This window comes from Novosphingobium sp. AP12 (assembly GCF_000281975.1).
Taxonomy (GTDB): domain Bacteria; phylum Pseudomonadota; class Alphaproteobacteria; order Sphingomonadales; family Sphingomonadaceae; genus Novosphingobium.
In genome coordinates this window covers 1-17,553 of sequence record NZ_AKKE01000057.1, presented here as the reverse complement: position 1 = coordinate 17,553, position 17,553 = coordinate 1, and the positions used below count along the sequence as shown (strand labels likewise).

The 17,553-nt window shown below is 68.5% G+C and carries 16 protein-coding genes; 11 read left to right on the top strand and 5 right to left on the bottom strand.

Annotation, left to right across the window (positions count from 1 at the left end):
• Positions 1-234 precede the first annotated feature (234 nt).
• The gene (locus tag PMI02_RS10140) at positions 235-1,446 is read right to left on the bottom strand and encodes a M20 family metallopeptidase (RefSeq protein ID WP_007682232.1); all 1,212 of its coding nucleotides are present in this window, start codon (positions 1,444-1,446) and stop codon (positions 235-237) included.
• 45 nt (positions 1,447-1,491) lie between these two features.
• Positions 1,492-2,847, bottom strand: coding sequence for a lipopolysaccharide biosynthesis protein (locus PMI02_RS10135; protein WP_007682231.1), 1,356 nt, complete (start codon positions 2,845-2,847; stop codon positions 1,492-1,494).
• Positions 2,848-2,997: 150 nt separating this feature from the next.
• On the opposite strand from PMI02_RS10135, the gene PMI02_RS10130 reads away from it, so the two are divergent.
• Entirely contained in the window at positions 2,998-3,756 is a 759-nt protein-coding gene (locus tag PMI02_RS10130; RefSeq protein ID WP_007682228.1) for a sugar phosphate nucleotidyltransferase, read from the top strand.
• A gap of 40 nt (positions 3,757-3,796) precedes the next feature.
• Here the strand turns inward: PMI02_RS10130 and PMI02_RS10125 are convergent, their stop codons facing one another.
• Together PMI02_RS10125 and PMI02_RS10120 are read right to left on the bottom strand one after the other, a co-directional pair.
• Positions 3,797-4,228, bottom strand: coding sequence for an HIT family protein (locus PMI02_RS10125; protein WP_007682221.1), 432 nt, complete (start codon positions 4,226-4,228; stop codon positions 3,797-3,799).
• Between the two features lie 4 nt (positions 4,229-4,232).
• Positions 4,233-5,366 carry a CDP-alcohol phosphatidyltransferase family protein gene (locus PMI02_RS10120; RefSeq protein WP_007682219.1) on the bottom strand — a complete coding sequence of 378 codons (1,134 nt, stop codon included), beginning with the start codon at positions 5,364-5,366 and terminating at the stop codon, positions 4,233-4,235.
• A gap of 170 nt (positions 5,367-5,536) precedes the next feature.
• Here PMI02_RS10120 and PMI02_RS10115 point away from each other — a divergent pair, with 170 nt between their 5' ends.
• Genes PMI02_RS10115 through PMI02_RS10105 form a run of 3 tightly spaced genes read left to right on the top strand, consistent with a single transcriptional unit; the run spans position 5,537 to position 8,284 of the window.
• Positions 5,537-6,592, top strand: a complete 1,056-nt coding sequence (locus tag PMI02_RS10115) for a diacylglycerol kinase family protein (protein ID WP_036503286.1) — start codon at positions 5,537-5,539, stop codon at positions 6,590-6,592.
• Between the two features lie 40 nt (positions 6,593-6,632).
• Positions 6,633-7,541 carry a hypothetical protein gene (locus PMI02_RS10110; RefSeq protein ID WP_007682211.1) on the top strand — a complete coding sequence of 303 codons (909 nt, stop codon included), beginning with the start codon at positions 6,633-6,635 and terminating at the stop codon, positions 7,539-7,541.
• Positions 7,538-8,284, top strand: coding sequence for a GTP--adenosylcobinamide-phosphate guanylyltransferase (locus PMI02_RS10105; protein WP_007682209.1), 747 nt, complete (start codon positions 7,538-7,540; stop codon positions 8,282-8,284). The genes PMI02_RS10110 and PMI02_RS10105 overlap by 4 nt, the downstream gene beginning before the upstream one ends.
• A 33-nt stretch (positions 8,285-8,317) precedes the next feature.
• On the opposite strand, the gene PMI02_RS10100 is transcribed toward PMI02_RS10105, so the two are convergent.
• A complete protein-coding gene (locus PMI02_RS10100) occupies positions 8,318-8,803 on the bottom strand; it encodes a DUF2141 domain-containing protein (protein ID WP_238539047.1) in 486 nt (161 codons plus the stop codon).
• 353 nt (positions 8,804-9,156) lie between these two features.
• On the opposite strand from PMI02_RS10100, the gene rpe reads away from it, so the two are divergent.
• From rpe to dxs, 7 genes are all read left to right on the top strand, one after another.
• Complete coding sequence (rpe, locus tag PMI02_RS10095) at positions 9,157-9,819, top strand: ribulose-phosphate 3-epimerase (RefSeq protein WP_036503303.1); 663 nt, start codon at positions 9,157-9,159, stop codon at positions 9,817-9,819.
• 41 nt (positions 9,820-9,860) lie between these two features.
• Positions 9,861-11,741 (top strand): heparinase II/III family protein, encoded by a 1,881-nt coding sequence (locus tag PMI02_RS10090; protein ID WP_036503300.1) that lies wholly within the window; start codon positions 9,861-9,863, stop codon positions 11,739-11,741.
• A 467-nt stretch (positions 11,742-12,208) separates the two neighbouring features.
• A complete protein-coding gene (gene purH, locus PMI02_RS10085; RefSeq protein WP_007682201.1) occupies positions 12,209-13,801 on the top strand; it encodes a bifunctional phosphoribosylaminoimidazolecarboxamide formyltransferase/IMP cyclohydrolase in 1,593 nt (530 codons plus the stop codon).
• Positions 13,802-13,841: 40 nt separating this feature from the next.
• Positions 13,842-14,450: a hypothetical protein gene (locus PMI02_RS10080; RefSeq protein WP_007682199.1), complete on the top strand. Its 609-nt coding sequence runs from the start codon at positions 13,842-13,844 to the stop codon at positions 14,448-14,450.
• A gap of 145 nt (positions 14,451-14,595) precedes the next feature.
• Entirely contained in the window at positions 14,596-14,745 is a 150-nt protein-coding gene (locus PMI02_RS27595; RefSeq protein ID WP_007682195.1) for a hypothetical protein, read from the top strand.
• A gap of 59 nt (positions 14,746-14,804) precedes the next feature.
• Complete coding sequence (locus PMI02_RS10075; RefSeq protein ID WP_036503298.1) at positions 14,805-15,266, top strand: Fur family transcriptional regulator; 462 nt, start codon at positions 14,805-14,807, stop codon at positions 15,264-15,266.
• Positions 15,267-15,344: 78 nt separating this feature from the next.
• Positions 15,345-17,267: a 1-deoxy-D-xylulose-5-phosphate synthase gene (gene dxs / locus PMI02_RS10070; protein WP_007682190.1), complete on the top strand. Its 1,923-nt coding sequence runs from the start codon at positions 15,345-15,347 to the stop codon at positions 17,265-17,267.
• The last annotated feature ends 286 nt before the right edge of the window (positions 17,268-17,553 follow it).

Here is a 17,553-nt window from a genome sequence, read left to right as displayed (position 1 = left end):
CCCGCAGTTATCTTTATCGCGCGCAGGTCAGCAAACCAGGCGCGGCTTGGCAAGCACAGGATGCGCAGGAGGATCGACAATGGACGGGGTTAGCGGGGCGCGCATTTTCCTACAGCGCCGGACGCTGCTACGTTCGCGCAGGTTCTTTCACATCGTCGATCCCGCCCCCCGCCATGCTCCTTCAAAGAACACCGCGCGCGCACGTACTTCATCAACTAAAGTCCGCCGAAGTGATCAGCTCCAGCCTCGGGCCAGAAAAGTTGTGGCCAAACCCGCGAGAAATGCAGCGCCGCGCGGCATCACCGTCTCGTCGAGCATCATTTTCGTCGAATGGATGCCGCAGCACTGCCGCCAGTCATCGCCCGCATGCGCGAAGCCGAGGAAGAACATCGCGCCGGGCACTTTCTCCAGCACATAGGCGAAGTCCTCCGCGCCCATGATCGGGTCGGCGAGGCGCTGGAAGGCGCCCTCGCCCAGCATGTCGCGCGCCACCTTCTCGCCGAAATCGACCGCGCCCGGATCGCAGAGCGTGACCGGGAAGCCTTCGAGGATGACTGTCTCGGCGCTCAGCCCATGCGCGCCCGCGATCCCGGCGGCGAGCAGCGGCAGTTCGTCCTTCAGCCGCGCGCGGTTTGCCGCCGAAAGCGTGCGCATCGTGCCGGTGAGCTTCGCGCTATCGGAAATCACGTTGTGCGCGGTGCCCGCCTCGATCTTCGAGACCGTCACCACGACCGGATCGAACACGCTGAAGCGGCGCGCCACCATGGTCTGGATGGCGCCGACGATTTCGCAGGCGATCGGCACCGGGTCGAGCGTGTCGTGAGGCATCGAGGCATGGCCGCCGCGCCCGGTGACGGTGATCTGGAGCTGGTCGGCAGCGGCGAGCAGCGGTCCGGCGCGCCCGCCGATCAGCCCGTGCGGCGCATTGGGCATGACGTGGAGTGCGAAGGCGGCGTCCGGCAGCGGGCGGTCGAAACCCTCCCCGCCGAGCAGTCCGTCCTCCAGCATGAAACGGGCGCCGTGATAGCCCTCCTCGCCCGGCTGGAACATGAAGCGCACTTCGCCGGCAAGGCTCTCAGCCTGTCCGGCAAGTATCTCCGCCGCGCCGGCCAGCATGGCGACGTGGGCGTCGTGGCCGCAGGCATGCATCATGCCCGGAACGGTCGAGGCGAAGTCCAGCCCGGTCTCCTCGGGCATCGGCAGCGCGTCCATGTCGCCGCGCAGGAGCACGCTGCGTCCCGGTCGCCCGCCCCGCAGCGTGGCGACGAGGCCGGTGGTCGAAGGCCCTTCCGCCCACTCCAGCGGCAGGTGCGCAAGCGCGGCACGGATTTTGTCGCGGGTCTTCGGAGTGTGGAGCCCGATTTCCGGCTCGGCATGGACCGCGCGGCGCAGTGCGGTGATGCGGTCGGACAGGGCGGCGGCTTCGGCGACGAGGGATGCGGGCATGACGGCATGATACGCGGGCTGGCCCCCGTGTCGAGCCGGGTCGGGTCAGTCCAGCGCGTCCTCGTCGATGCCGACGGCGATCTGGCCCGCGTCGACCTTCTGCAGCGTGCGCCAGGCCATCACGCCCATCGCGAGGTAGGACACCGCCCCGGCCAGCGCCACGGCCCAGGCTGCGCCGCTCGGGCCGATCGGGATGAACTGCCAGAGCCCGACGCCCAGCGCCACGACGGCGATCAGGCGGGCCACCAGCGAAAGCCGCGCGCGGCCGGTCGCATGGAGCACCGGCTCGAAGGCGACGCTGGCGAGGTCGAAGCTGGCGGCGATGGCGAGCGGCACGAGGATGCCCGCGCCGCTCTCGAACGCCTCGCCGCCGATCATGGCGAGGAGCTGCTCGCCCGCGACGACCGCGATGAGCACGACGACGATGCCCGCCGCGCCGGCGATCAACGTGGTCTGGAGCGCCAGCTTGCGGAACTCCGCCGCCTTGGATGCAACGCGCACGCGGGCGACCTCGGCATAGACCGAGCGGGTCAGCAGGGTCGAAAGCTTGCTCAGCGCCTGCGAAAGCTGCGAGGCGAGGCGGTAGAGACCCGCCGCGCGCGTGCCGACCCAGCCGCCGACGACGAGCAGCGGCCCGTTCTTCATGGCCGCATCGATGGTCGAGCCGGCGTAAGTAATGAGGAAAAAGCGCGTGACGCCGGGATTTTCCGTCAGCGCGAGGCGCCATTTTCCGAGGTTCGAGATCCGCACCGCCTGCGGGCAGAGCCGCCGCGCCATGATCCAGTAGAGGATGGCCTCGAGGATATCGATCAGGGCCCAGGCCGCCAGGAACCGGCCGACGGTGGGGCCGGTGAACCAGATGACGAGCGCGGCAACCAGCCGTCCGCTCGGCACGATGGCCTCGACGTAGACTGCCATGTCGAACCGGTTGAGCGCGCGCACGATGCCCGTCGGCGCCGAAACCAGCGCCCAGAGGGAGCCGCAGCAGAACCAGAAGGCCACGTCGATGTAGCCGGGATTGAGCTCCAGGATATGCGCGAAGCCGTAGATCGTCACCGCCGCCAGCGCGCAGCCGATCACCGCGCCGACCCCGTCGAGCACGCCGCAGAGCATGCCCAGGCGGCCGAACTTGTCCCAGTCGCGGTTGTGGATGTGCTCGGTGCCGTACCGGACCACCACGCGCCAGGTCTGGAAGCCGGCGATCGAGGTGATCGCCTGCGCCGTCCCGAAGATCAGTGAGAAGTGGCCGAAGTCCTTCAGTCCCAGCGTGCGGGTCAGGATGGCGAGGTAGGCAAGCCCGCAGATCGCGCCGAAGCCCTTGCCGCCGAGCAGCCAGGCCGTGTTCTGGAGTATCCGCCCTAGCGGAGAGGCGCTCTCCTGGCGGTCGCGTTTGGCGGGCATCGGCGTGCATTTGGACGAGGGGGCTGTCACTTGCAAGGGATCACTCGTAGTTGGGGGAACGAACCGATGGGCCAGCTCCCGCCAGAGCTTTTCCTTTCACGCCGCAGTCGCTATCTGGCGCGCCTCCCCCAAGCAGATCGAACCTGAACCATGATAGAACACGCCATCCTCCTCAGCGCCGGCCAGGGTTCGCGCCTGCTGCCGCTCACCGCCGAGCGCCCCAAGTGCCTGATCGACTTCTCGGGCCGCTCGCTGATCGAGTGGCAGATCGAGATGCTCGCGCGCGGCGGGGTGAAAAGGATCGACGTGGTGACCGGGTTCATGACCGACATGCTGGAGGAGCACCTTGGCGCCATCCGCGACCCGCGCGTGGAAATCGCGATCCGTTTCAATCCCTTCTTCAAAGTGGCGGACAACCTCGGCTCCTGCTGGATCGCGCGCGAGGCGATGCAGGGCGACTTCATGATCCTCAACGGCGACACGCTGGTGTCCGAGGATATCGTCCGCACGGTCCAGCAGGGCTCGACCGGACCCGACGGCAGGCCCTGGCCCGTCACGGTGACGGTCGACGTCAAGGCCGAGGGCTACGACAGCGACGACATGAAGGTCGAACGCGAGACCGATGGCCGCCTCGTCCACATCGGCAAGACGCTGACGGCGGCGCAGTCGAACGCCGAATCGATCGGCTTCCTCGCCTTCCGGGGCGAAGGCGTCGATCTGTTCCGCGAAACCGTGCGCCAGGCCATGCGCACGCCCGAGGGCGTCCAGCACTGGTATCTGAAGGTCATCGATTCGATCGCGCCCACCAGCAAGGTCGGCACCGTCTCGATCGAAGGACTGGACTGGGCCGAGGTCGACTTTCTCAACGACATAGAGATCGCGACGAAGCTGACCGACAGCTGGGTCTGAAGCCAATCCGGTCCCCGGCCCGGCCGGGGCATCCCCTGTCTCAAGCGGCGAAATAGCCTTTCAGCCAAGCCACCAACGCGGCGAGGGCGTCGCCTTCCAGCGCGACGCCGTGGCCGAGGTCGGGAACCTTGGGCCAACCGCAGTCGACAAATTCGCGCCCCTGCCACTCGCGCGCGCCTTCGTAGCGGGGGATGACGTGGAAGTGGACGTGCGGATCCACCATCATCAGCATCAGGTAGTTGAGCTTCGCGTAGCTCACCGCCTCGCCCAGCGCGGCTTCGATGGCGGCGGTGACGGTCTTGAGTTCGGCGTGAGCCTCAGCGGGGAGCTCCCCGAATGCGGTCACGTCGCTCTTCGCGGCGAGCACCAGCGAGCCGAGCGTCGGCTGCGCGGGCCGGGCGAGGACGACCCAGTGGGTGAACCCCGCGACGAGGCTCGCGGGCCAGCCGAACTTCTCGATGGTCGCGTTCATGTCCTCAGCTCTCCGACAGCCAAGAGGTGATCGTACCGCCGCGCGCCCGCAGCATCCATGCCTGGACCAGCCGCACGGCGTGGATGAGGCACGAGCCGGCGGTCCACCAGGCCACCGCGATCAGGCCGATGTCGGGCCGGCCGAACAACACCGAGACGAACAGGATGACCATGTTCGGGTTACGGCGCGCGGTGATCAGGCGGAACCGGCTGTCGAACGGCCGCCAGACGTGGATGTGCATGCCGTGGGCACTGATGAACGCGCCCTCGATCAGGCGCTGGATGACATAGCCGATCTGGATGGCGCCCTGCACCCACCAGAACGTCGCCGGATCATAGGCGAGCCCCCAGGCGCCGAGACCGGTCGCCCAGAACCACCACCAGAACGGCGGATGAACGAGGTCCATGCCGTGATCGGCGACGTTGCCCCACGCCGACGAGGTGATCGTGCAGCGCGCCAGCTTGCCGTCCACGGTGTCGAGAACCATGAACACTAGGCCCGTCGCCATGCCCGCCCAGTAGTGCCCGTAGGCGAAGAGCACCGTCGCGACGACGCAGAACACCGCGCCCACCGCCGTCACCATGTTCGGCGTGATGCCGAGCTTCGCGCAGATCCGCGTGAGCACCAGCGCCCATTCGGGCCAGAGATACTTGGTCAGCACGTCTGTCACGCCTTTGTAGGCGCCGAAGTAGCTGGCCCGCTCGATCGGGCGGACGGTCGTGGGAGTGAGCGTCATGAGGAACGGCGTCTCGCGTTTCCGGAGCGTCTTGTTCTCGATCGTGGGGCCGTCTTCGAAGGCTATGACTTCAAGCCCGGCCTTGTCGGCGAGTGGCACACCGTCCGCCATGGCCCGCGCGATTCGGGCCGTCTGCCCCGCGTCGGCGCCATGTCCGAGCGCCGGGACGCCGCCGAGCGTGAGAACGACGCCGGGCCGGCCGACCACGTTGCCGAACCATGCCGGGTCCCAAGCATGGGCCGCGTTGGAGAGGATGGCCGGTCCCGGTGGCAGCGTATCCGCCGTCTCGAGCCCGGCCGCCCGCGCGATCCGCGCGACGCGCTGCGCCATCGTAAGGCCCCAGAGCTTCACGGGATTCGCGCCGATCGTGAAGACCGGTAACACCTGGTTTTGCTGGATCATGCCCCCAGCCCGTAAAGCCTCCCGCGAAGACTGGCAATCATCGGGGGAGGCCGCGGTAGCACCAGCCACTGCCGTGACGATAGGGCAACAGCTGCCATCGAACTGTAACCTTAATGTGTCACAGAATGTTTCTTGGTGATTTTCGGACCGCGCGACCTTACATAGGGGGTGTGTACGGAAGCATCTACGAATTCGAAACGCTGCCGACTTTCGGTGAGCCCGGTCGGCGCGCAGACGCCCGCTTCGTCCGTCCTGCCCGCCGGGGCCGGGCGGTTCCGCTCGTCGGCATCGTCCGCAACCCCCGCAGCCACCGCAACAAGGGCATCGCGCCCGAGATGGCGGATTGCTCCAACATCCTGACCCAGACCCCCTGCACGCGCGAGGAACTGCACCACACGCTCGGCGAGTTCGCGCGGCGCGGTGTCGACTATCTCGTGGTCGACGGCGGCGACGGCACCGTCCGCGACGTGTTGTCCTGCGGCGCCGACATCTTCGGCGACGACTGGCCCACCCTCATCGTCCTTCCCAAGGGCAAGACCAACGCGCTGGCGGTCGACCTCGGCTTGCCCAACCGCTGGTCGCTGGCCGAGGCGCTCGCCGCCGCGCAGCGCCGAAGCACGATCGCGCGCCGCCCGCTACGACTTACGCCCAAGGATGGCCCCCGGGATGGGGCGGCCCGCTCGATCCTCGGCTTCGTGCTGGGCACCGGCATCTTCGCCCGCGCCACCGAAGCCGGACAGGAAGCGCACCGCCGCGGGGCGTTCAACAGCTTCGCGGTGGGTCTGTCGATCCTCGCGGCCATTGTCGGAGCCTTGTTCGGACGATCCGGAAACGTCTGGCGCGCCAGCACCCCTACCCGCATCGTCGATCGCCACAGCGGCCGCCACTTGCCTTACGCCGGGCGCGGCCGCGCAGACGAGCGCTTCCTGACGTTCGCCACCACGTTCGAGCGTTTTCCGCTCGGCGCGCGCCCCTTCGGCCGCGACCCGGCACCGGGCCTCAAGCTGGCGGTGATGGATTCGCCCGTCCGCTGGATCGTCGCGCTGCTGCCGGCGATCATGGCCGGGCTCAACGGCAAGTTCCTGACCCGGAACGGTGCCAGGCGCTTTGCCGCAAGCGAACTCGACATCGACATCGGAGGCTCGTTCATCCTCGACGGGGAGGCTTTCCCAGCCGGCCGGTTCGTGCTCGACGAAGGTCCGCAGATCAACTTCGTGGTTCCCTGACGGCTTGTAATCGGGGCTGGCGTGCCCGATGCAGGCCGGCATGAGCGAAGACCTTCTCCTTGAGCGTGTAACGACGGCCCTCGACCGCCTGGTCGTGCCGGAAGTGCGCGCCTTCGCGCAGAAGCTGGCGGAAAGCGCGGGCGCGGTCGGCGTGCTGTTCTACGGCTCCAACTTGCGCACCGGCTCGCTGGAAGGCGTGCTCGACTTCTACGTCCTGTCGCCCGGCCCGCAGGTGGAGCGCATCTGGCCGCGCGTGAGTTATCACGAATGGCTCCACGACGGCGTGCCGCTGCGCGCCAAAGTCGCGACGATGGCGCTGGAGACATTCCGCGCCGCCGCTGCCGGAGAAAAGGTCGACACGACGATCTGGGCCCGCTTCGTCCAGCCCAGCGCCCTCGCTTGGAAGCGCGACGAGGCGGCCGGCGCCGCGATCGCCGATGCCGTAGCGCAGGCCGCCCGCACCGCCGCCCGCCTGGCCGTCGCACTGGGACCGGAGGCGGGGACGCCCGAAGACTACTGGCGCGCGCTGTTCCGGGCGACTTACGCCGCCGAATTCCGCGTCGAGAAGGCCGGCCGCGAAGATTCGATCCTCGCCGCCAACCGCGAGCATTTCGAGGGACTGCTGCCCCTGGCGCTGAGCGCGCAGGGCATCGACTTCACGCGCGAGAGCAGCACCATCCGCCCGAAGGTCGCCGCGCGGGACAATACTTTGTCGTGGTGGAAACGCCGCCAGCGGATGGGCAAGCCCTACAACGTCCTGCGCCTGTTGAAAGCCTCGACCACCTTCGAAGGCGCGGCGCGCTATGCAGCGTGGAAGATCGAGCGTCATACCGGCGTACCGGTGGCGATCACTCCCTGGCGCGAGCGTCATCCGGTGCTCGCAGCCCCCGGCGTGCTCTGGCAGGTCTGGCGCGGCCGCAAGGCGCTGCCAAAGCAGGTGAAGGCATGAAGCCCGCAGCCCTGATCCTCGCCGGGTCGCGCCCCGGCGCCCCCGATCCGGTCGCCGCGGCGGAAGGCGTGTCGCACAAGTCTCTGGTGGAGATCGCCGGCCGGCCGATGCTCTCCCATGTCGTGAGTGCCCTGCGCGAGGCGGGGATCGAGCGGATCGCCGTCTCGGCCAGCGACGCGGACGTTCGCGACCTTGCCCTGCGGCTCGGCTGCGAGGTGCTGGCGACCGGCGCCGGTCCCAGCGCCAGCGTCGCCATCGGGCTCGATGCTCTGGGCGCGCCGCTGCTCGTCACCACCAGCGACCACGCGCTGCTGCGGCCCGAATGGGTGCGGGACTTCCTCGGCGACACGCCGGAGGTCAGCGATGTCGCCATCCTGCTCGCCCGGCGCGAGGCCATCGAGGCTGCGATGCCCGGGAGCCGCCGCACGTACCTGCGCTTCGCCGACGGCCAGTGGTCTGGCTGCAACCTGTTCCTGCTGGCGAGCGATCGTGCCGGCCTCGCGATCGAGACGTGGAAGATGGTCGAGGCTGACCGCAAGCGCCCCTGGCGCATCGCCGCGCGGCTAGGGCTCGGCATGCTGGCCGGCTACGCGCTCGGCCGCCTCACGCTCGCCGCCGCGATCGCGCGGCTGGGAGGCAAGATCGGCGTCAACGCGAGCCTGGTCGCCGCGCGGGACGGCCTGGCCGCAGTGGACGTCGACAAGCCTTCGGACCTCGCGGATGCGCGCAGGATCATGGAATAATGTCGCGCCCGGCCAGACCGGGGGCGCGCGCCGTCACATGTATTTCATCTGCACCCGGATCGTCTTGACCCCGCCGCCCACCGGCACGCCGACCTTGGTATAGCTGGGCTTGCCGAGGTTGAAGATGCTGATCGACGGGTTGTTCGACATGGCCCCGCCGTCGGTGCGGATGTCGGTCTCGCCGTTGCCGTTGACGTCGTGGCGCACCGCGATGCCGTAGGTCCCGGACGCAGGCACCGGCACGCAGAAAGTCATCGTGCCCGCACGCGCCGGCACTTCGATGCGCGAGAGCCACTTGCCTTTCTGAAGCCATTCAGCCGAGTTGGCACGGTACGACTGCACGCGCAGCTTGCCCGAGGACGACTTCACGCCGTCCACCGTAACCAGCAGCGCCGGGCCCTTGTCGGACGAGCAGCGGCCCATCTCGTTGCGGATTTCGTTGCGGTAGTCCGTGCGGCTCTCGGCCAGCGCCGGCACGGCAAGCCCGGCGGCGGCCAGCGCGGCCAGCGCAGCGGACATTCGATAAGGCATTGCGATCGATCCCCTGGGATTGGTCGTGGTCATTTCGCTTCCATGTAGTGAGCCCGGCGGTGGCAGGCCATCGGTACTTCGCCGCGCCTTCGCAACCACCGACGAGGCATGTCGTGAAGGATTTCTATGGCTTCAAGATGCCTCAGCCGCCGTGAATGGCCAGTGAACTCTCCGTTACACCGACTGAAAGCCACGCTTCGTCGCCATTGCCACCAAATTCGGCCATTCCGGCGTCCTTGCCGCGCTTGACGCAACATCGCGTGTGGAAAACGGCCCGCGCACGCTTGTCGCCCCCAGATGTGGTGGCGTATCCCGGGCGCAAGGAGCCCGGTTACCCCACCATGACCATCCCGCTGATTTCCCCCTCGATCCTGTCCGCCGACTTCGCGCGGCTCGGCGAGGAAGTGCGCGCCATCGACGAAGCCGGGGCGGACTGGATCCACGTCGACGTCATGGACGGCCACTTCGTGCCCAATATCACCATCGGCCCGGCCGTGGTGAAGGCCCTGCGCCCCCACAGCGCCAAGGTCTTCGACGTGCACCTGATGATCTCCCCGGTCGATGCCTACCTCGAAGCCTTCGCGGATGCCGGCGCCGACTACATCACCGTGCACCCGGAAGCCGGCCCCCACGTCCACCGCACGGTGCAGACGATCCACAACCTCGGCAAGAAGGCCGGCATTTCGCTCAACCCGGCGACGCCGGCCAAGATGCTCGACTACCTGATCGACAACATCGACCTCGTTCTCATCATGAGCGTGAACCCCGGTTTCGGCGGGCAGAGCTTCATCTCCAGCCAGCTTCGCAAGATCGAGGCGGTGCGCAAGATGATCGACAAGTCGGGCCGCGACATCCGCCTTGAAGTGGACGGCGGCGTCGACGCGAAGACCGCGCCGCTGTGCGTCGCGGCGGGCGCCGACGTGCTGGTGGCGGGATCGGCCACGTTCCGCGGCGGTCCCTCGCAGTACGCAAGCAACATCCAGACGCTCAAGGGCCTGGCATAGGCGTGGGCCTGGGCACCCATCCTCGCCCGGCCGCAGATCCGATGGCGCGGAACCTGGAACCATCCCGGGCGCTTCCCCTGTCGGACGCGGTGGAGGTGGGTGTGGCAGATGACAGCGCGAATGACCTCCACGCCGCGCCGGTCCCCCATCCCGTACACGCCGCTCACCCCGCCGAAGTGATCGAGCCCGGCCATATCGAGCCGGGCCGCGCGCTGGCGCTGGTCGATTTCTCGCCGCCCGCCGTTGGTTTCGGCGAGAAGTTCATTCGCATGGCCTACCGCATGGGCGTGCCGGGATCGATGCTCGCCGGGCCGATGGGCAAGAAGGCTCGCAACCGGCTGCTGGCGACGGTCGACAACACCTTGCCCGGCAGCCGCGCCGCGGGCACCGCGATCCGCGCCGGTCACTTCCTCGTCCACGGCGCCAAGACCCCGGTCGCGCAGGTCGATTATTCGGGCGCCCAGCGGGTGACACCGCCGCTGGAGAAGGTCGTCCACTCCTTCTCGTGGCTGACCGACCTTGAAGCCTGCGCGCCGCGCGAACAGGGCGCGCCCGTGGCCGAGCGCATCCTCACCGCCTGGCTCGCCGCCAACCCCGCTCCCCCGTCGAAACCCGGCAAGGGCCCGGCGTGGAACGTGGGCAACACCGGCATGCGCGTCGCCAACTGGCTGGCGCACGCCCCGCTGATCCTCTCCGGCGAGAAGACGCTGCGGCTGCGCACACTGGCGCACATCGCCGCGACCGCCCGCTGGCTCGACCGCCACGTGACGAACGCCGAGGACCAGCTCGCCGAAGTGGCCGGCTGGGTCGGCATCGTCGCCGCCGGGCTGCTGCTGCCCGATGGCCGGCCGCGCCGCCTCTACGGCGAGGCCGGACTCATCAAGGCATTGGGCGAGCTGATGGGCGACGATGGCGGCGTGCTGTCCCGCAGCCCGCTCGCGCAGATGGAGGCGATCGCGCTGCTGGTGCGGCTGCGCAACTGCTATCACGCCACCCGCCGCGACGCCCCCCCGGCGGTCGAGCGCGTGGTGGAACTGCTGTTGCCGCCGCTCCTCGCGCTGACCCACGGCGACGGCGGGCTCGGTTCGTGGCAGGGCGGCTGGGCGGTCTCTGCCGAGGATCTCGACGGGCTCGTCAAGGCGAGCGGCGTGCGTACCCGGCCTCTGCGCGACGTGCGCCAGTGGGGCTACCAGCGGGTCGTCGCGCACAAGTCGGTCCTGCAGTTCGACACCGCGCCGCCGCCGATGCCCGCGCAGGCCCGCTTCGGCTGTGCCTCGACGCTGGCTTTCGAATTCTCGCACGGCGTCCACCGCCTCGTCGTCAACTGCGGAGGCGCGGCAAGCGGCGGCGGGCTGGTCCCGGTACGGCTCGAGCAGGGCCTGCGGGCGACCGCGGCGCACTCCACGCTCACCCTCGACGACGCCAATTCCACCGCGATCCTGATCGGCGGCATGATCGGCTCGGGCGTCACCGAAGTCGCGCTCGACCGAAAGACCCTGCCGCAGGAGAACGGCACCGCCGCCAGCCGCCTCGACGCCAGCCACAACGGCTACGCGGCGCGCTACGGCCTGACCCACCAACGCATCCTGCTGCTGCGCGACGACGGCTCCGAACTGCGCGGCGAGGACCTGCTGGTCCCGTCGGGTCGCAAGGGCAAGCGCGGCATGGTCGGCTTCGCGATCCGCTTCCACCTCGGCCCCGAGGTCGACGTCAACCTCACCGCCGACGGGCAAGGCGCGGCCCTGTCGCTCCCCGACGGCGGCTACTGGCAGTTCCGGTCCGGGGCGGGCGACGTGACGGTCGAGGATTCACTCTGGGTCGACGGCCAGGGCCGTCCGCAGGCGACGCAACAGCTCGTCATCCAGGGCATGGTCTCACGCGGCGGCGGGACGTTCGGATGGCTGCTCAAGAAGATGAACTGAAGCGATCCGCTACAACGGCCGGGATTGAAATCTCCGCGAATGGCCGCTATCATACCAGTGCTGTATCTAATCGATATATCACCTCCAAGGGGCGCGCTATGCCAGTAGCGTGTCCCTTACCGTTTGGGGAACGGGTGCCAGCCCATTCCCCGCCCGTGATCACTGCCGGCGTGATAGCTCCACGACCTTGAGGATCAGGGTCGTGAAAGCGAAGCAGGCCATGATGATCATGAGTGCTGTATCTAACTGAATATAAACCACCTCCTTCATGCAGCGTGATTTCGGGTCGCCCCGAGCTGCCCGGCCTACATAGACCGGATGAGCGCAGCCGCGCGGTTAAGGCTTTTTCATCGCGCGCCGCCCCGCAAAGGAGCGGCTTCGGCGCATAAGGCGCCCGCGCCCTTGCCCCCCAACCCCTCCCGTCCTAAGGGCGCGCGCAAAGACCCTGCCGCAAGGAAGCCCGCCCGATGACCGATTCCGTCCAGATCCGCCGCGCCCTGCTGTCGGTGTCCGACAAGACCGGCCTTGCCGAACTCGGCCAGGTGCTCAGCGCGAGGGGCGTGGAACTCGTCTCGACCGGCGGCACCGCCAAGGCGCTGCGCGAGGCGGGCCTGGCGGTGAAGGACATCTCCGAGATCACCGACTTCCCAGAGATGATGGACGGCCGCGTCAAGACGCTGCACCCCAAGGTCCACGGCGGGTTGCTGGCCGTGCGCGACAATCCCGAGCACGCCGCCTCGATGGCCGAGCACGCAATCGGCGCGATCGACCTCGTGGTCGTCAACCTCTATCCGTTCGAGGCAACCGTCGCCAAGGGCGCGGACCGCGACGAGGTCATCGAGAACATCGACATCGGCGGCCCCTCGATGGTGCGTTCGGCGGCCAAGAACCACGCCTTCGTCACCATCGTCACCGATCCAAAAGACTACGCCGGCCTGATCGACGAGCTGGAAGCGACCGATGGCGCCACCACGCTAGCCTTCCGCAAGCTGATGGCCGCGCGCGCCTATGCGCAGACCGCCGCCTACGATTCGATGATCGCCCAGTGGTTCGCGACCGTCGACCAGGGCCTCGAATTCCCCGAGATGCTGAGCGTCAACGGCCGTCTTGCGACGACCCTGCGCTACGGCGAGAACCCGCACCAGAAAGCCGCGCTCTATACGCCGGTCGGCCCCTTTACCAAGGGCCTGGCGCAGGCCGAGCAAGTGCAGGGCAAGGAACTGTCCTACAACAACTACAACGACGCCGACGCCGCCCTCGAACTCGCCGCCGAGTTCAAGGGCCAGAAGCCGGCCGTCGTCATCGTCAAGCACGCCAATCCGTGCGGCGTGGCCCAGGGCGATTCGCTGCTGGAAGCCTGGCAGGGCGCGCTGGCCTGTGACGACGTCTCGGCCTTCGGCGGCATCGTCGCGGTGAACACCTTGCTGGACGGCTCGACCGCCGAGGCGATCTGCCAGATCTTCACCGAAGTCGTCGTCGCTCCCGATGCCGACGAGGAAGCCCGCGCCTTCTTCGCGAAGAAGAAGAACCTGCGCCTGCTGCTGACCGGCGAACTGCCCGATCCGCGCCGCGCCGGCCTGACCGTGCGCGGCATCACCGGCGGGCTCCTCGTGCAGAACCGCGATAACGGCGCCATCGGCTTCGACGACCTCAAGGTCGTCACCGCCCGCGAGCCGACCGACCGCGAGCTGGCCGACTGCCTGTTCGCCTGGACCGTCGCGCGCCACGTCAAGTCGAACGCGATCGTCTATGCCAAGGACGGCGTCACCGCCGGCATCGGCGCGGGGCAGATGAACCGCCGCGATTCCTCGCGCATCGCCGCGATGAAGGCCGCCGAAGCTGCCGAGAAGCTCGGCTGGGACGCCGCCCGCACCGTCGGCTCGGCGGTTGCCTCCGACGCCTTCTTCCCCTTCGCCGATGGCCTGCTCGCCGCCGCCGAGGCGGGTGCGACGGCGGTCATCCAGCCGGGCGGCTCGATCCGCGACGACGAAGTGATCGCCGCCGCCAACGAGGCGGGCCTGGCGATGGTCTTCACGGGCATGCGCCACTTCAAGCACTGAGCGGCATCAGCCAGGCGGCGGAACGAGGAGACGAACGACCGTGTGGGTGATCTGGTTCGGCCCCGTGGTTGTCGTCTTCTTCCTCGCCGGCATGACGGTCGCCGCGGTACTGCTGCGGCTCGGCAAGCTCCGCTCGCCCCGCTCCGCGCTGGCCGCCGCTTCCCTGCCGTTCGGCTGCGCGGCGCTTCCCGTGCTGGCGCTCGCGGTGCTTTCGCTCGCCGCCTCGGCCCTGGCACCCGACGACCGCGTGCTCTATGCGGAACTCATGGGCCCGGGACCGGTGCCTGACCGGGACCGTATGCTGTTCGAGGACTTCGGACAGGGCCGCGACCGCGAAGTCCTGCTGCGCCTCGACGCCACGCCGGCGGAGCGCGGCCGCCTCATGGCCCTGCCCGGGCTCGCCCCGGCCACCATGACACCCGCCGCCTTCGCGAAACGCGGCGCGCGCCGGGGTCTCGGCAGCTGGTGGATGAGCCCCTCGCCGGCAGCAACGACGCCCGCGACGGCGCGATCCTCCTTCACCGACTGCCTGTCACCCGCGATCTACGCTGCCGACGGCTACAACGGCTGGCACGAGCTGCGCATCGCGTTCTGCGCCGACGACCGGACCGGGCGCGCTGCGGTGTTTGTTGCAGCACGGCGTCGCTAGGGCCGATTCTCTCGCCTTTCACCGCATCGGGTCAACGGTTCGTCGAAGAATGGCGGTATTGCGCCGATCGTTCACTCGACGGAAAGGCACTTTTGACCACTAGGGCCGCACGCAACGTATCTACGAATTTTCGAAAGCCATTCCGATGGGACTCTTCAAGGCCGACTTCTACCGCTTCTTCGCGCTCGGCTTCGCCGGCGGGGCTCTGCTGGTGCTTGGCGTGATGGGTATCGGCGGGCACTCGCCGCTCGCCAGCGATTTTGCTCCTGCCGCGCAGGCTGCCGAAACGCACTGAGCGCCGCGCCGATAGCGCGCCCGATTGCGTGGCCGCGCCGGAAGCCCCATATGGGCGGCATGTCCGCTCACCATAACCACCACGAACATTCCGGCGCCAGCCTTGTCAGCGAGGCCCGCAATGCGCTCGTCGAAGCGGGCGAGCAATGGACGGAAATGCGTGCCGACGTGTTCTCGGCGCTGGCCGGCCGCGAGCGCCCCGCCTCCGCCTACGATCTCGCCGAGAACGTATCGGCCCTGCGCGGCAAGCGCGTCGCTCCTAACAGCGTGTACCGCATCCTCGACCTGTTCGTGCGCACCAACCTCGCGCGGCGGGTTGAGAGTGCCAACGCCTACGTCGCCAACACGCACCCCGGCTGCCAGCACGACTGTATCTTCCTGATCTGCGACAGCTGCGGCCAGGCCGTCCACATCGACGACGACAAGCTGACGGGCGCGCTCGTGGCGGCGGCCCGCACGGCCGGATTCGCCGACGTTCGCCCGGTGATCGAGCTGCGCGGCATCTGCGCGGACTGCAGCTGAGGCGCCGCGACCACACGGGACCGATATTGCGGAACCGGTCAATCGACACGCCAGTCGCAAGCGTGTAAGGCCCGAAAGATGAACGCCAACCCGGCCACTCCCCTGCTCGACGAAGTTCCGACTCCCGAAGACCTTCGCAAGCTCAAGCCCGCCCAACTTCGCCAGCTCGCAGACGAACTGCGCGCCGAGATGATCTCCGCCGTCGGACAGACGGGTGGGCACCTCGGCTCGGGACTCGGCGTGGTCGAACTGACCGTCGCGATCCACTACGTGTTCGACACGCCCGCCGACCGCCTGATCTGGGACGTCGGCCACCAGGCCTACCCGCACAAGATCCTGACCGGCCGGCGCGAGCGTATCCGCACCCTGCGCCAGGGCGGCGGCCTCTCCGGCTTCACCAAGCGGAGCGAGAGCGAGTACGACCCTTTCGGCACCGCCCATAGCTCCACTTCGATCTCGGCCGCGCTGGGCTTTGCCATCGCTAACAAGATCAAGGGCACGCCGGGGCGCGGCATCGCCGTGATCGGCGACGGCGCGATGAGCGCCGGCATGGCCTATGAGGCGATGAACAACGCGCGCGAGGCCGGCAACCGCCTCGTCGTGATCCTCAACGACAACGACATGTCGATCGCGCCGCCGGTCGGCGGGCTCTCGGCCTACCTAGCACGGCTGGTTTCCTCCGGGCAGTTCCTTGGCCTGCGCGAGCTGGCGCGCAAGTTCGCCCGCCGCCTGCCGCGCCCGCTGCACGTCGCCGCCAAGAAGACCGACGAATTCGCCCGCGGCATGGCCATGGGCGGCACCCTGTTCGAGGAACTGGGCTTCTACTACGTCGGCCCGATCGACGGCCACGACCTCGACGCGCTGGTCCCGGTGCTGGAAAACGTGCGCGATGCGGGCGAAGGCCCGATCCTCGTCCACGTCGTGACCCAGAAGGGCAAGGGCTACGCGCCCGCCGAAAACGCTGCCGACAAGTACCACGGCGTCCAGAAGTTCGACGTCATCACCGGCGAGCAGGCCAAGGCCCCCGCCGGCCCCCCCAGCTATACCGGCGTCTTCGCCAAGGCGCTTACGGCAGAGGCGGAGCGCGATCCCACGATCTGCGCGATCACCGCCGCCATGCCGTCGGGCACCGGGCTCGACAAGTTCTCAGCCCAGTTCCCCGAACGCAGCTTCGACGTCGGCATCGCCGAGCAGCACGCCGTGACCTTCGCCGCCGGCCTCGCCGCGCAGGGGATGCGCCCGTTCTGCGCGATCTACTCCACGTTCCTGCAGCGGGCCTTCGACCAGGTGGTCCACGACGTCGCGATCCAGAACCTGCCGGTCCGCTTCGCCATCGACCGCGCCGGCCTCGTCGGCGCCGACGGGGCCACGCATGCCGGCTCGTTCGACGTGACCTACCTCGCCACGCTGCCCAACATGGTCGTCATGGCCGCGGCGGACGAGGTGGAACTGGTCCACATGGTCCACACCGCCGCGCTGCACGACGCCGGACCGATCGCCTTCCGCTACCCGCGCGGCAACGGCGTTGGCCTGGAACTGCCCGCCACGCCGGAGCAACTGGCGATCGGCAAGGGCCGCGTCGTACGCGAAGGCTCCAAGGTCGCCATCCTGTCACTCGGCACGCGGCTGGGCGAGGCGCTCAAGGCTGCCGACCAGCTCGAGGCCAGGGGCCTGTCGACGACGGTCGCCGACCTGCGCTTCGCCAAGCCGCTCGACACCGACCTGATCCGCCGCCTCATGCTCAGCCACGAAGTGATCGTGACGGTGGAGGAAGGCTCGATCGGCGGCCTCGGCGCGCACGTCCTCACCATGGCGAGCGACGAGGGCCTGACCGACGCCGGGCTCAAAATCCGCACCATGCGCCTGCCCGACGTGTTCCAGGACCACGACAAGCCCGAGACGCAGTACGACGAAGCCGGCCTCAACGCCCCGCAGATCGTCGATACCGTGCTGAAGGCGCTGCGCCACAACAGCGCCGGCGTGAACGAAGCGCGGGCCTGAGCACGGCGAGGCCGGGCGCGCGCAGCCGCGCTGCCTGGCCGTGATTCAGATATTGCCCAGTGAGTACCCAGCGCCCCCATTAGCGGGGACGGAGACCGGTGGCAGTCAAGGCGGTTCTAACTTGACATTTAGAACCATTTAGGTTATATGCCGCGACATCCGCTAGCTGAAGTACAAGGCGACACGGTGTATCGGGTCGGCGATCGGAGGCAAGGGCGCGAGATCAAGTCGCAAACCTTGCGCATCCCATGCGCACGCATACCAATACGGATCGGTCATCGTGGCT